The sequence below is a fragment of the Tolypothrix tenuis PCC 7101 genome (genome assembly GCF_963874875.1).
Classification (GTDB): Bacteria; Cyanobacteriota; Cyanobacteriia; order Cyanobacteriales; family Nostocaceae; genus Aulosira; species Aulosira tenue.
In genome coordinates, this window is sequence record NZ_CAWNJS010000001.1 from 2,809,578 (window position 1) to 2,825,057 (window position 15,480).

At 41.1% G+C, this 15,480-nt stretch carries 13 protein-coding genes; 9 read left to right on the forward strand and 4 right to left on the reverse strand.

Going from position 1 to position 15,480, the window contains the following annotated elements; translation table 11 throughout:
- Positions 1–91: 91 nt before the first annotated feature.
- Together AACU25_RS11555 and AACU25_RS11560 are read left to right on the forward strand one after the other, a co-directional pair.
- Positions 92–2,995: a cation-translocating P-type ATPase gene (locus tag AACU25_RS11555; protein WP_096575707.1), complete on the forward strand. Its 2,904-nt coding sequence runs from the start codon at positions 92–94 to the stop codon at positions 2,993–2,995.
- 59 nt (positions 2,996–3,054) lie between these two features.
- Positions 3,055–3,747: a class I SAM-dependent methyltransferase gene (locus tag AACU25_RS11560; protein ID WP_096575709.1), complete on the forward strand. Its 693-nt coding sequence runs from the start codon at positions 3,055–3,057 to the stop codon at positions 3,745–3,747.
- 91 nt (positions 3,748–3,838) lie between these two features.
- On the opposite strand, the gene AACU25_RS36890 is transcribed toward AACU25_RS11560, so the two are convergent.
- The 3 genes from AACU25_RS36890 to AACU25_RS11570 all read right to left on the reverse strand — a co-directional run bounded on the left by AACU25_RS36890 (position 3,839) and on the right by AACU25_RS11570 (position 7,122).
- Complete coding sequence (locus AACU25_RS36890; protein WP_096575711.1) at positions 3,839–4,201, reverse strand: DUF3011 domain-containing protein; 363 nt, start codon at positions 4,199–4,201, stop codon at positions 3,839–3,841.
- A 350-nt stretch (positions 4,202–4,551) separates the two neighbouring features.
- The gene (locus AACU25_RS11565; protein WP_096575713.1) at positions 4,552–5,658 is read right to left on the reverse strand and encodes an ATP-dependent 6-phosphofructokinase; all 1,107 of its coding nucleotides are present in this window, start codon (positions 5,656–5,658) and stop codon (positions 4,552–4,554) included.
- 1,146 nt (positions 5,659–6,804) lie between these two features.
- Positions 6,805–7,122 (reverse strand): muconolactone Delta-isomerase family protein, encoded by a 318-nt coding sequence (locus tag AACU25_RS11570; RefSeq protein WP_096575715.1) that lies wholly within the window; start codon positions 7,120–7,122, stop codon positions 6,805–6,807.
- Between the two features lie 675 nt (positions 7,123–7,797).
- Here AACU25_RS11570 and AACU25_RS11575 point away from each other — a divergent pair.
- From AACU25_RS11575 to AACU25_RS11605, 7 genes are all read left to right on the forward strand, one after another.
- Entirely contained in the window at positions 7,798–8,043 is a 246-nt protein-coding gene (locus AACU25_RS11575) for a DUF7219 family protein (RefSeq protein WP_096575717.1), read from the forward strand.
- A gap of 127 nt (positions 8,044–8,170) precedes the next feature.
- Complete coding sequence (locus AACU25_RS11580; protein WP_096575719.1) at positions 8,171–8,722, forward strand: 1,2-dihydroxy-3-keto-5-methylthiopentene dioxygenase; 552 nt, start codon at positions 8,171–8,173, stop codon at positions 8,720–8,722.
- A gap of 36 nt (positions 8,723–8,758) precedes the next feature.
- Complete coding sequence (locus tag AACU25_RS11585) at positions 8,759–9,388, forward strand: HAD-IB family phosphatase (RefSeq protein ID WP_096575721.1); 630 nt, start codon at positions 8,759–8,761, stop codon at positions 9,386–9,388.
- Between the two features lie 9 nt (positions 9,389–9,397).
- Positions 9,398–10,042, forward strand: a complete 645-nt coding sequence (gene mtnB, locus AACU25_RS11590) for a methylthioribulose 1-phosphate dehydratase (RefSeq protein ID WP_096575723.1) — start codon at positions 9,398–9,400, stop codon at positions 10,040–10,042.
- Between the two features lie 59 nt (positions 10,043–10,101).
- On the forward strand, positions 10,102–10,398 hold the full coding sequence (locus AACU25_RS11595) for a putative quinol monooxygenase (RefSeq protein WP_096575725.1): 297 nt from the start codon (positions 10,102–10,104) through the stop codon (positions 10,396–10,398).
- Between the two features lie 431 nt (positions 10,399–10,829).
- Entirely contained in the window at positions 10,830–12,266 is a 1,437-nt protein-coding gene (locus tag AACU25_RS11600; protein WP_096575727.1) for an aromatic ring-hydroxylating dioxygenase subunit alpha, read from the forward strand.
- Positions 12,267–12,513: 247 nt separating this feature from the next.
- Entirely contained in the window at positions 12,514–13,023 is a 510-nt protein-coding gene (locus AACU25_RS11605) for a hypothetical protein (RefSeq protein WP_096575729.1), read from the forward strand.
- A gap of 326 nt (positions 13,024–13,349) precedes the next feature.
- Here AACU25_RS11605 and AACU25_RS11610 read toward each other — a convergent pair whose 3' ends face one another.
- Positions 13,350–15,470, reverse strand: a complete 2,121-nt coding sequence (locus AACU25_RS11610) for a caspase family protein (RefSeq protein WP_096575731.1) — start codon at positions 15,468–15,470, stop codon at positions 13,350–13,352.
- Between the last annotated feature and the right edge of the window lie 10 nt (positions 15,471–15,480).

The window sequence follows — 15,480 nt, forward strand, 5'->3', positions numbered from 1 at the left end:
AATTACAAATTACGAATTATTAATTACAAATTATATTAACAGTTGGCACTTAAATTCTGCCTTTCTTGATAACCCAACACCGAACAAGATCATGGCATCATCTCATCAGCCTATCTGGGCATTATCGGTTGAAGAGGTCTATGAGTCACTAGGGAGCGCTACCAATGGCTTATCGGCAGATGAAGCTCAAGAAAGATTTGCACAATTCGGCGCAAACGAGTTACCAGAACCAGTTCATCGTCCTTTATGGCTGCGTTTTACTGACCAACTAACTCATTTCATGGCTTTGCTGCTTTGGGTTGCAGGTATTTTAGCGTTTATTTCGCGGACACCTGAACTCGGCTGGGCAATTTGGGCAGTAATCTGGATTAACGCTATCTTTAGCTTTTGGCAGGAGTTCCAAGCAGAACAAGCGCTATCGGCTTTAAAAAAAGTATTGCCGATGCAGGTGAAAGTGTATCGAGATGGGGAACTGAAGCAAATCCCCGCGCGAGAGTTGGTGCGTGGTGATGTGATGCAGTTAGAAGAAGGCGATCGCGTTTCTGCTGATGCACGGTTGGTATCTGCGGATAACTTGTATTTGGATGTATCAGTGATGACAGGGGAGTCTTTACCCGTGGCGCGGAATGCTTATCCGGTAAGGTTGCGGGAAGCTGTACCGATTCGCGGCGGTAACACCTTGCTACGTCCAGGGGAGCAGCCAATGCAAGAAAAGGTGAATCCCTCGGAAATTGCCAATTTAGTGTTAGCAGGTTCGACTGTCGCCGCCGGACGTGCTGTAGCGGTGGTTTATGCTACGGGTGCCCAGACGGAATTTGGACAGGTTGCCCATTTAACAACAGTAGTCAAGCGGGAACCCAGCACCTTAGAAGTCCAGGTGGCTTATATCGTGCGGATTATCACTGCGATCGCTGTCAGCATGGGAATTATTGTTTTCTTGCTGGCGTATTTTTTGGTGGGTATAGAAGTCAAAGAAAGCTTTATTTTTGCGATCGGGATTATTGTGGCACTCGTGCCAGAAGGATTATTACCAACTGTCACCTTATCTCTGGCGATTGGTGTGCGACGCATGGCTAGGCGCAATGCCCTAGTCAGGCGGCTGTCATCTGTGGAAACCCTCAGCGCTACCACTGTGATTTGCACCGATAAAACAGGGACGCTGACCAAAAATGAAATGACAGTGCGCTATCTCTGGTTACCCGAAGAGTCTCATCCTTCTAGTTCCCAGGCTTTGATTGAGGTCACAGGTGCAGGTTACGATCCCACAGTTGGTAAGGTGAGATTACCATCAGATACCGCTGTCGCCTGGAAAGCAAATCTTTTACTCATCGGTTCTGCCCTTTGTTCTAACGCCCGCCTAATTCACCTAACAGCCCCTAGCCGTTGGCAAGAAATTGGCGATCCAACAGAAGCAGCGTTGCTAGTAGTAGCCGCTAAAGCGGGACTGAATTTAGAAAATTTACAACAACAGTTACCACGGTTGCGTGAGATTCCCTTCGATTCCCGCCGCCGGATGATGACAGTGGTACTAAATTGGCAAGCTGCGGCATTATGGCAAGATGAATTGCCCTATTTAGCATTTACCAAAGGTGCACCTCTAGAAGTTTTGAAGCATTGCCATACAATTCTGCATGATGGCACCGTACAGGAATTAACCCACGAGGCTTGGGATGATGTTGTCCAAGCTAATGATGATTTAGCAAGGCAAGGATTTCGCGTTTTGGGACTGGCGGCGCGCCGGGGTAGCCAAGAGTTACTGGATCTCAAAGCCCAGGATCTAGAGCAAAACCTGATTTTTATTGGTTTGGTGGCTATGTTCGATCCGCCTCGAGAAGAGGTAGCCGATGCGATCGCTAAATGTCATCAAGCTGGTATCAAAGTCACAATGGTAACTGGCGATTATGGCTTGACTGCGGAAGCGATCGCCCGCAATATTGGTTTGGTAGCTGATAAGGTACGCGTCGTTACTGGTGAAGGCATGGGACATATCTCCGATGCCCAACTACAGCAAATTGTTAAATATCGCGAAGGTTTAGTGTTTGCGCGGATGTCACCAGAACACAAACTGCGCCTCGTCCAAGCTTATAAAGATATTGGGGAAGTAGTAGCAGTCACAGGCGACGGTGTGAACGATGCACCTGCCCTACGTGCGGCGAATATTGGCATTGCGATGGGATTGAACGGCACAGATGTTGCCAGAGAAGCCGCCGACATTGTACTGACAGACGACAACTTTGCCACCATTGTCGCCGCAGTTGAGCAGGGGCGCTCAGTCTATCAGAACATTCGCAAGTTTATGACCTATATTTTGGCATCCAACGTTGCTGAACTGGTGCCATTTCTGTTAATGGTTACCCTCAAAATCCCGCCAGCGTTAATCATTATGCAAATTCTGATCGTGGATTTGGGAACCGATATCATCCCAGCCCTGGCACTAGGTGCTGAACGTGCCGAAGCAGGTACAATGCAAATGCCGCCTCGTGCCAAATCTAAACCACTACTGGATCGTTCTTTACTGTTACGCGCCTACTGTTTCTTAGGATTAATTGAAGCAGCTTTAGGGATGGCTGGCTTCTTCATGGTTTGGCAAAGCTACGGTTACAACTTGGCATCATTGCAAGCGATCGCACCAGCAATTCTTTCTCGCACCGCCGATCCTGCGATCGCCTTGATTTACGCTCAAGCCACTACTATGACTTTAGCAATTATTGTTGCTTGTCAAGACGGTAACGTTTTTGCTTGTCGTTCAGAACGGACTTCAATTTTACGATTAGGAATCTTTTCCAATCCTTTCATCTGGCTGGGAATTGCTACAGAATGGACGTTGATTATCGCCATCATTGAAATTCCCCCTCTAAGGCATATCTTCTCTACTTCTCCATTGACACTTTGGCAATGGTTGTTTCTGTTAATCTGTCCGCCACTTTTATTAGGTGCAGAAGAATTACGTAAAACTTGGCTGCGTAAAAGACGGCGACGCAAAATCTTAAATTAGATGAGATGGAGAATTTTCGTCATTAATTATCTTGTACTGTATCTACAAAATCAATTTCTATGCTAGAACAACAACCCGAACAATTACGCCTTCGCGTTCAACAATTAGCGACAGAAGCTTTAGAAAAATCATCACCATCGGCATGGTTTGAAGTTTTATATGCCGAAGCTAAAGGTGATGCAGCACAAGTACCTTGGGCAAAGTTAGCACCTCATCCTTATTTGCAAGATTGGCTAACAAATCATCCGTTTTCTGCTCAAGGAAAAAAAGCATTAGTAATAGGCTGTGGCTTAGGAGATGATGCGGAAGCCTTAGCCAAACTGGGATTTGAGGTAACAGCCTTTGATATTTCACCGACTGCGATCGCCTGGTGTCAACAGCGATTTCCTGATTCGACTGTGAAATATGTAATCGCAGATTTATTGGCAATTCCCTCAGAATGGCATCTTGGCTTTGATTTTGTCTTTGAATGTCGCAATATTCAAGCTTTGCCCTTAAATTTACGTTCTTCTATTATTAATTCTATCGCTGATATTGTTGCTCCTAGCGGCACACTCTTAATAATTACTCGCGTACGAGATACAGAAATGGAACCCTCCGGCCCGCCTTGGTCGTTATCTAACGCTGAATTAGCAGAGTTAGAAAATTTAGGCTTACATAAAGTAGAGCAGATTGAATTTTTAGAGTCTCAAGAAACTGATGTTAGACAAGTAAGAATTCAATATCATAAGCCCGTAAAACTGATTTATTAACAAGGCTTTTACAAGTTTATGATTGTTCACAACCAAGCTGTTCAGCGTCAAATATCAAATGTTTAAAACTTCTTGAACTTTAGCTCTTTTCCTATCTGCCGTATCCGTCATTTCTATCGTATCTGTCGTATCTGTCGTATCTATCATATCTATCGTATCTTGTATTTCTGTTGTTTCTGCGATTACCAATTGCGAATTCAGCACGACAACCATTCCTTACCCAAATCCGATTTCTGTTATAGCCCCAATTATTTCTACAACTATTGTTAGATAATTGCCTAACAAGTCTTACTCTACCTGTTGCAGGTATTGAACAGATGTTCGTGCGATTGTTCTGACTTTCACAAGTAATAACCTGTTGAGCTGAAGCTGGAGAAGCCATACTAAAAAACGCACCCAGGCTAAGGCTAGTTGCCATGAAGGTCGCAGCAATTAGTGGAAAGCGCATAGTCATATTAAAGCTTAGATGTATTCTAAAATTTCCAGATACATCTTATATTAGCCCCTATTTTTTATCAAAAACTCTACCTTAGGATGATAATTTTGGCGGCTATAACTGCATACAATAGGAATACAATAAGACCTATTTTTGTTAATATTTTCACTCCCAAATATCTTTACTCCAAACCTAACTATAGGATTCATATTTAATTTTTGGAGTTCACGTAGTAGGATGCGTTAGCGATAGCGTAACGCATCAGCAACTAGCATCATTCACAAGGGCGAAAATTGATTTCGCCCTTACATAGTGTCTGAAAATATCTAATATAGGCAGTGCGTACTTTAACTTTATTAAGAACAACCTCAGCAACAACTTAAATAGGGTGATTCTTCTAAAGATTGAATTGTGGGATTACCGATATAAATACCAAGCGATCGCGCTGTTTGCACCAGATAATTATTTGGGTCTACAAGTGCAGGACTTTGACTCAAAACTGTCTCTAAAGGAAACGCCACAACTTCATTGTTTTGCCAAGCCACCATTTTTCCCGATTGTCCGTTAGCAACTAAATCTACTGCGGCTTTACCAAAGGCTGTGGCAATTAATCTGTCTAAAGCTGAGGGAATTCCGCCTCTTTGGATATGTCCTAAAACAGAAACACGAATATCTATGTGCTGATTGCTGTAGCTGCGAATTTCTTCCGCAATCTGCTGACCGATACCACAAGTAGGTTGTCCACAGGATGCATAAGAAAAGTCTATTGCTGTTTTTGCACCTTCTGCCACCACAATAATTGCAAATCTGCGTCCCCAGCGATTGCGTAATAACCTGAGATGGTCGCAGACATCTTTAATTGTGTAAGGAATCTCTGGAATGAGGATGACATCTGCACCACCTGCAATCCCAGAATGTAGCGCTAAATGACCGGCTGTACGTCCCATGACTTCCACAATCATCACGCGATCGTGACTAGCTGCGGTGTATGTAAGACGATTGAGTGCATCCACAACTGTATTAACTGCAGTATCAAACCCTACTACTCGTTCTGTTAAAGCAACATCATTATCTATAGTTTTGGGAATACCAATAAATTGCCAATTTCCCTTCTTACTCAGCTCGTTGAGAATGCCTAAACTACCATCGCCACCAATCCCAATCAAAGCATCCAATTCTAATGCTTGGTAGCCAGCTAAAATATCATCAATCTGAGTCATAGTATCGCCTTGGTTGATACTACCGAGAATCGTGCCACCCATGCTCAGTAAAGGATCTATACCCCGCAAATCTAAACAGTGCAGAGACAGAGGAATCGCCTTCGTTTCTAGCAAACCCTTTGTTGCATAAGGAATCCCCAACACCTGCCAGTCATAGGTGAGGGTCGCATTGCTGACAACTGCACGAATGACTGTATTCAGTCCCGGACAGTCGCCACCACTAGTAAGAATACCTAAACGTTTTTGTGTTTTCATACAATTTAAATTTAAACACTCCCTTTCAGGAAATAAATCTAACCAATCAAAAATACGGTTTAACTGGCTTCATCTCACCAGTCCATAAAGCAGCTGAATTATGGCTCATCAACTGGGAGGGAGTTTGCTCAGGATGTCAAAATGCCAGGTGCTAACCATCTGCCATACTTGCCAAGTTTCTCAGCAAAAAGCTGAGTAATAGTGCCTTTGTCCTGGTTTCGAGAGTGTAACCCCTATTTTTAGTTCTATAGAAAGGGTATGTAACAAATTTGAGGAACTTGTGAGGATGGAGTAATTCTGTATACAGGCGATCGCACTTTACGGCAATTTTGAATTTTCTACCAATGCAAAAAATTTTTGCTACCACAATGATTTCTCAGAGTAGAAAGCTTAGGACTTCTACCAGATGTATTTTTAGCATTCTTTTTCACAAATGCGATGAGATTTTAGATTTAAGGTTTTTCGCTGTCCAGCTAGAAGTTTGGTTTGAGGTAACTTGCAGACAATAAAATATCCAATTGTCTGAAGATGATATGTTTCTGCCTTTCCCACTTCATTAGTTTCACAGCAGAAAAATATCAATTATGTACCTAATCTTAATTCTCACGTCAATTTACAATCACTTGCTCATAAAAAGTTTGATTTTTGCGTTCACAAAATTTATGAAAAAGTCACCAGGCTGATTTTCAGGTTTAATTTTGCTATTTCATAAACTTGTAAAAAATATTTAATAATTATTTGCATATTGTCATATTTGACTTAGTTATGTAATTGCTTTGATATCCATAAACTACTCATAGCGTATACCTTTGCATATCAGTCACAGCAAAAGATATTGGACAAAGAACATGACAGCACGGCAAATGTGTTTAGATAAACTCATCTGGACATCAGAAGGGCCGCGTTGTACAGGCCCTACTTGGACACCACAGACGATTTCTAGTAAATCTAGCCAATAAGAGGCTATTTATTAAAGTCAATATGTAGGGTGTGTTACGGCTGTGCAAGGATTTTGGAACTCAAGAGAGTGCAAATTAGCCGTAACGCACCATCTTTCTGAAGTAGACTCAGCTACAAAGGATAAACTTGGGCTTTTGACTTTGGACAATCCTTATAAGTAACTATGCAAATTAAATGCAAAATAGCTTACTTTCTATCCAAACGAGCTTTTACATCATTAGCAAAGTCCTCATATTTCCGAAGAGGAGTTACGTGAACTTGTACCGATTGACCAAGTTTCTGCATGATTGGTAAATCCAAGAGAATTTGATCTAGCAAATCAGGAGTGGGAACATCAACAATTGCAATCACACGGCGCACGCCAACACACTTCCATAGATCAACAACTACGCCTGCTTGTTTAGCTGTTAAAGCTGCATCTGCTTCCTCAGCCCAAATTTTAAAAAGTTCAGGCTGAGACATTTCATCAGGGTACTCTACATGAAAATCTAAATGATATAGCATAAGTATTTTTCCTCAATTAGCACTAAATATACTAATACCTCAGCAAGAGCATGGGGTTTTATGCATTGATAAATACAATTTTGTTTTTCAAAAACCCTTGCTTCGTATAGCATCATGTGCCATAATTCTTAAACAAATATAAATACTGTATCTCTATCGATTTAATGGTGTTAATCTAAATTACTAATGCAAGCATGATGGTTAATTTCCAGCTACAACAACGGATTCTACCTGAGAATAGCTAGCTTCAAACAACTTCTGAGTGTTGAGTAAAACAGTTTAGTAAATTTTTCCTAGTCTCTAACATCTATTCTCTAGTTACTCCCTACTTCATTCGTTTTAGTGTAACCAGTTGCAATAATCATATTATGAACATTATGTAATCAAGTTTATACCTCCGTTTCTACCTAGCAGATGGATAAGGATATTCATCTGCTACCTTTCTTAAAATGTAGGAATCATTATTGTCAACTTATTAATTATTAACTCAAATAATGAAACTTTAATTTCAATGAAACTATGCTGATAAAAAAATGGATCAATTGATCATGAAACTGGAAGCTTTCTCCTAACCTCTGCAAGTAGTAGGTAGGTAATTTTTACCTACCTACCTACTACTTTTCTTCTATACCTGAAAAAATTGCAATAGCCAATTAATAAGCAAGGTAAACTGATATGCAACAAGAATCTGATTTCCTCTCCGAACTATGCGATTTCTTATATCCGCGTAATTCTTATTACGGTCAGTTTCAACCAGAATATCTAGCTTTTAATGCTACTCTCCAAGAATTTTCTCAACGTGTGAGTTATATTTGTGACTTACAAACAGGTGGCAAACTCTCTCCAGAAGAAGCTTATCACCAAATTCATCTGTTGTGGAAACAATTAAAGCGTACTAGGAAAGAACTAAAAAGCAAATAATTAGGTTATTCATCGCAAAGCAGAAACTACTAGAATTACTAGTAAAACTTTCGCTACACTGTTATATAGCTTCAATGAAACGCAACAAGTACAAATACGATGTAATTGTCTTGTATAAGGAATATTTATGGCAATTTTAAGATTAGAAAACGGTACAGAATATCAGAATATTGCAGATATTACACGCGAATTGGCATCACTAAATATTCAACTCAATTACTGGACTGTAGGTGAAAACTCGGAATTAAAGCGCTTATTAGCACAAGATAGCCTCAACGAAGATGAGAAAGAACAAGTGCTTCAAGCTTTAGATGGCTATTTTGAGGAGTTGCAACAAACAGCAGGTTATCAATCTCGGGATTTGGTTGTCTTACATCCTGGAATTCCTAACCTTGATGATTCGATGGCAAAGTTTGCCAGCATCCATACCCATGCAGATGATGAAGTTCGCTACATTATTGATGGTGAAGCGGTTTTTGGCTTTGTACGTCCTGATGGTAGCCAAGTAGAACTGACAGTGCAACCAGAAGAATACATCAACGTACCAGCTAGAACCGAACACTGGTTTTATTTGACTCCCAAAAGGCGAGTTAAAGCAGTACGCTATTTTATTAGTACTGAAGGTTGGGTTCCTGAGTACACAGCTAGAGCAATTCGTATTTTTCAGGCTACAGCCTGAGGAATACTGAGAAATCTGGACTTAAGAGGAGAGGATGTGAGGCGAATTGTCTTTTGCGACTTTGATGGCACAATTACAGTCGAAGAAACCTTTGTTGCAGTTCTCAAAAAGTTTGCACCACAACTATCTACCAAATTACTTCCAGAAATGTATGCAAGACGGGTGACACTGCGGGAAGGAGTGAGAACTATCCTGGAATCAATTCCGTCTTCACGCTACAGCGAAATTTTAGAATTTACTCAACTACAGCCAATCCGCAAGGGATTTGTAGAACTTTTAGATTTACTAGAGTTTCAAGGAGTTCCCTTAGTTGTAGTTTCGGGGGGATTGCGGGGAATGGTGGAAACTGTATTAGATAACCGAGTGCAGCGAGTTCATGCAATCTATGCTGTGGATGTAGAAACTAGTGGTAATTTTTTAAAAGTCAATTCTCAATATGAAGCAGGTACAGAACTGATTGCCAAAGTACAAGTCATGTCAAAATATCCGGCATATCAGAAGATTGCGATCGGTGACTCGCTGACTGATTTAAATATGGCACTGGAAGCTAATCTAGTTTTTGCGCGCGATCGCCTGGCAGAATATCTAGATGAACATCAAAAATCCTACATTCCTTGGAATGATTTCTTGCAAATTAGAGATTATTTAGTGAAATTATGGAAGTAATCCCATTCTATGACTCGCCGAATCTTAGATGATGCCCTTATTCAACTAATTGATACTGCCCGCAGTTTTTACCAACAAGGTTGGATGGTGGGCACAGCGGGTAATCTTTCGATTCGTCTCCCCGATGATAGCTTCTGGATTACAGCTAGCGGTAAGTCTAAAGGAGAATTATTACCCAGCGATTTTGTGCGTGTTTATCCAGATGGAATATTAGAAAAAGCCTCAGCAGATTTACAACCTTCAGCAGAAACTGCTATTCACCAAATCATCTATACCCTCTTCCCAGAAGCACAAGCCTGTTACCATATCCATTCTGTTGAATCTAACTTAGTTTCCCGCTTTACCTTAGAAGATAATCTCCTCTTACCACCATTAGAAATGCTTAAAGGTTTAGGAGTTTACCAAAAAAACCCCTGTTGTTTCTTGCCTATTTTTGCCAATCATTTACAAGTTGCACGCATTGCTGCAGACATCCAGCAGCGCTTCACAGCTAATTCTGTGCAAATACCAGCCCTCCTAATTCGAGATCATGGTGTCACAGCTTGGGCATCTTCCCCCACAGCAGCCCGTAATTATATTGAGATATTAGAATACATCTTTCGCTACATGGTTACTGAGCGTATGATAAGTAGCACAGGAACAGGAAACAAATAAAAAATCACAAACCCCAAACCTCAAACACCAAACACCCAACACCAAACACCCAACACCAAATGACTCAAACTATTCGCGTTGTTGCCCATGTAACTGCTTTACCTGACAAAGTAGAAGAAATTAAAGCAGTTCTGCTGGAATTAATTGAACCAACCAGACAAGAAGCAGGTGCTATCAAGTATGAACTCTTGCAAAACCAGAACGATCCTACAGATTTCACTTTTGTAGAGGAATGGGCTTCTAATGATGCTTTGGATACTCATTTAAATTCAGCCCATTTGCAAGCAGCAGCCGCAAAACTGCAAAGTTTGGTGGCTGCACCACCAGATATTCGTCGTTATTATTTGGTAGCATAGCGCCAAAACTAAGACTGGGAAAATCGTCATAAATCTCATCTTAAGAAACGTAAATGAGTTTGAAATCCTTACCAATGAAAAAGTGCAAAGCTTCAAAATTCAGAGTTAAAGTCATGGCTACCACATACAAAATAAGTCGCTGAGGCTAGGGGTTAAAGAATAGAGATAGCTTTTCATATTTGATTGTGAGATTTTCTCGTGATTGTCTAACTTATAAATTCACACTATTGGTTGATTTCTCCAGTCTGGCGCTCCATTATCGTAGAAAAATTGTTACATTTCTTATAGATAGACAAATATTTGTTGACTAAAAAGGGGTGTAAGGGTGTGGCGATATGGAATTTCGTTGACAGTTAACCGTAAAAAGTCACCAAACACCTAGTTTCAGCATCCTTACTCCCCATATACCCTTATTTTTGACAGATTCCACCATGTCTCAAAGTGTTTTACACTCAGAGGAAAATTCTCTCAACCTAATTTCTCAACCCGAAGGATCACAAAACCTGACTGCTGGTGGACTCGATCCCAATCGCTTTGACTGGCAGGAAGTTTGGTATCCTGTCGCTTACATTGAAGATTTAGATAAATCTCAGCTAACTCGCTTTACTTTGCTAGAACGAGATTTAGTTTTGTGGTGGGATAATAATGAAAATACTTGGCGGGCTTTTGAAGACCAATGTCCGCATCGTTTAGCGCCACTTTCCGAAGGCAGAATAAATGAAGACGGCTGGATAGAATGTCCCTATCATGGCTGGGCTTTTTCGGGAACGGGTAAGTGTGAGGTAATTCCCCAGCAAAAAGCCGGAGGAAAGGCGGAAGTATCCCAACGTGCTTGTGCTACTTCACTACCTACCACAGTGCGTCAAGGACTTTTGTTTGTTTATCCTGGTAAGCCTGAAAATGCGCCACAGACAAAAGTTCCGGTTGTCGATGTTTTAGAAGAAGATGCTGATGGCTGGGTATGTTTAAATACTTTTCGAGACATACCTTATGATGCCTTAACGTTGATGGAAAACGTCCTCGACTCCAGCCATATCCCTTACACCCACCACCGCACTGTCGGTAACCGCGCTAATGTGTCTGCGGTGGAATTAGAAGTTGTAGAATCTGGAAAATGGGGCTTTAAAGGTATTTGGGAAGAAGGGCCGCGCAAAGGCACTTTAGGGCGACAAGATACTACTTTTATTGCGCCTGGATTAATGTGGCATGATTTGACATCTAAGCAGTTTGGCAGGACACTCACAGTAGTGTATGCAACTCCCATTCGTAAGGGAGAATGTCGGTTATTTGCCCGCTTTCCTTTTAAATTATCTTCCAAATTACCAGGAATATTCCTCAAATTAACTCCCCGTTGGTACTCACACATCGGTCAAAATAGTGTGCTGGAAGATGACCAAATTTTCCTACATTATCAAGAACGGTATTTAGAAAAGCGTGGTGGTAGCGCTAACTTTAATAAGGCGTTCTATTTGCCAACCACCGCCGATAGTTTTGTCTCGCAGTTGCGTTCCTGGGTGAATCAATATAGTGCGGAATCTTTTCCGGGAGATAGTTTAGCACCACCGCTACCCAAAGAAGTTTTACTTGATAGATACCATTCTCACACCAAACACTGCGCTAGCTGCAGCACCGCTTTGAAAAATCTGCAACGGTTGCGGCTGGGATTAGCTGTAGTCACAGCATTGATTTGGGGTTTATTGCCTTTAGTCATGTTGATTCAGGGTGAAGTTTCTCCAATTACTGTTGCTATATCTAGCGTTGCTACTTTGCTTGGTGGCGGAATATGGTTTGGTTTAGGCAAGTTTGAGAGACGATTTTACGAAGGTAAGGAAGTCCCGCCGAGAAATTTACCTGAACGCAAGAGGTAGAAATATTGGTTTGGGGGAAAGGTTAAAGGGTAAGGGTGAAAGGTTTTTATCTGCCTTTTTCCTTTGCCTTTTTCACTTAAATATTTATACCATTTTGAAAAAAGAACGCGACAGATGGGTAGGGGCACAGCACCAGTAAAATATTTGATATGCAAAAAGATTGCGGATGCCGTGCCTTTACAAAGAATTTATCTGTCGCAAATATTCTTTGAATTGCTATTAATAATCAGTATTTGAATATATTTTTATGCCTAGTAATTCTCTAATTTCAGAAGATTTGAATAGTGGTTTTGCAAGGCTTCAAGCTATTCAATGGGATAGGCTGGGCATGGGAGAAAAAGACGAAAGACTAACAGAACTAATGGTAGAATTTCTTTCACGAATTAGAGAATGGGCAAAATTTTTGCAAAGTGAGCAAAGGCATATTTTTCAAAATCTTGCTATCCAAATTCGCCCTAATATCGAACTCCCATGTTTCATGGTGGAATGGTTGGAAGAGTTAAAAGATAGCAACCGGATACAACCTTGGCGGGGGAGAAGTTATGTTATTCAAGGGTTATATAATTATTTATCTTGGTGCTATCTAAAAGAAATTGATGCAGTTCCTAACAATAGTCTTTCTGACCCTTATGAGCCATTAATCAAATTTTTGGAACTTGGTGGGGGGATATACGTGGAACATGGTTATTTTATGGATATTTATCCTAATTATGTTCACTTCTTTTTGGCTGTTGATAATGACAAGCCGGAGAGATAATATCAAATAAATAATGTTGGCGACACATCAATAATATTATAGAGGGCACGGCAACAGTAATACCATTTTGAAAAAAGAACGCGACAGATGGGTGAGGGCACGGCACCTGTAAGATATTTGATATACCAAAAGATTGTGGATGCCGTGCCCCTACATGGAATTTATCTGTCGCAAACATTATTTGAATTGGTATAAGATATTTGATATACCAAAAGATTGTGGATGCCGTGCCCCTACCGATTTGTCTACAAAAATGCAATTTTTTTATATTAAATTGGTAAGTAAAAATGATTAAAACAGCTTTGAAAAAATTAATGTAAGCTGTTCTAAACAACTTGAAAATTAAAGCTGAGAGTTGCCCAATTGTTTACATCTAATACATAAGAATCGGCAGCAGTAACGTTAATTTCTGTTTTCACAGGGCTGGCATTATGTAAATCTTGTAGTAAAGCTTGAGCGACTTCTAAGGGATTTAATAATGGGCCGATGGGTTGTTGATCTGTCGTCTGATTTTTAGCGGTTTCCAAAGTAGTTAGGGTTTCATTGAAGGGACTGGTGCTAAAAATTAGTTGATGTTCGCATTCATAAGCTGGGCCTGGAATTACCCATTCAGCAGCCGCAGCGCTTTGTGGTAAGGTAAATGTTTCACCTGGGGCGATGACTAATTGTTTCACCAAGGGTTTAGCTGGGGAACTGTTGGGTTCTGAGGAAGTTTGCCAGGGATAAAATGCGATCGCACTTCTGTTATTCTTTAATCCCAGTAAGATTAAATATACGGCGCGATCGCCTAAATTTTGTAAGCGATATTGCAATTTACTACCAATGGGTACAATCCTAGTGCTGGGTGATTTGTTGATTGCTGTATCATTACCCAGAGTCCGCATGGTTTCTCGTTGCATAACTACACGCGGCGACAAAGTGTTAATAATCTCCAGGCTGGCTTTAATAGCTAACCGGGAAGAACCTTCATTTTCGGTAAGTCGCCATAATTTGGCTGCTAACAATGTCGGGAATTTCGGTGCAACCTTTTGCACTGCGATTTTTACCGCTTCTCCGGGTTCGCCAGCAATGTTAGGTATGGCTTCGCCACTGAGAGAAAATAAATTGTAGCGTGTAGGAGTTTGTGAAAGTTTGCCAAATAGATAATCTGCTGGTTGTTCTCCCGCCACGACAGCCGAAACATGAGCGATGGAAGCAAAAGCGCTGGTAGCATCTACTCGTTCAATTCTTTCTAATGCTGTATCTAAAGCGACAATTAAACTGATACTGCGGGGTAAAACGCGCACAGTTTCTTGTACCAGTTGCCCTACTTGTAAAGGATTAGTAGGATTACTAGTAGAAAGTTGTGCTTTAGCTGTTAACCCAGCACGCGATCGCAATATTAGCGGTTCTCCGGTAACTAAGCTAAATCGGGAGTTAATACTGTAGTTTTCCAATACTTGGGGTGGTAATCCCGCTAACCATAAACTTACGGTTTTGCCATCTTCTTCTATGGCTGTAATTGCACCTTCACCCCCAACTGAGATATTAGGGGCAAAATTATCTGCAATTAAAGCCGCTTGGGGATTTTTCTTACTACTGACTAAAGCTGGCTGCTGCTTGCTACCCAGCTTACGCATCGCCGTTTCTACCTGGGAAAGGCTGACTTGAATTGTCTTAGTTGGTGTAACTTCCCATAAATATTGTGTCAAAGCGTAGGTAAATAACCCCGCACTAAAACCTGATAGCAATACTTCCCGCGCGGCTTGCTGGGAATCTCCTGTGGCGGATAATAGCAAGGGTGGGGTAACTTCTCCCTTAATGAGAGAATTTTGCGTTTTTAGCTGTTTAAGAAATTCCTGTTCTGCTGTTGCTAGCTGACTATTTACTTCGGGACGAGAACGCACTCTTAAGCCTGGTAACCCAGCACTATTTGGTGCATAGTAGCTAGTATCTAATACCGCAGTGACCCGATCTGTAGAGAGCGATCGCAACAATAATAATAAAGTTTCTTCTAATAAATAATTGCTATTTTGCCCATTTTGTGTATTAGCTGCGATGATTGCATTTTGCACTTGATCGGCTTCTACTTTGATGCGAGTACCGTAGCCGCTAAAGTGAAACACAACAACATCGCCTGTTCTCGCTTGCTTACCCAGATGTTCTAAAAAAGCCGCTTCGATAAATTCTCGGTTAGCTTGTTCTTCCGTTAAAGTCAGAATATTGGCTGCAGGGAAGCCAAAGCGATGCATCAGCAGTTCTTTTTGCAGTTCAACATCAGTCAAACACCCACTCAAAGCAGGATTTTGGGAGTATTGATTAATGCCAACCAACAATGCCAACTTACGCACGCTAGGTTGCGCTAACGCTTGGTAATAGCGATTTCCCCAGTTCAACCACTCAGCCTCAGTTATACCCAAAACTGCGAGAGTTGAACCAATCCGTTGTAAAAAAGTCCGACGCTTCATAAATTCGCTA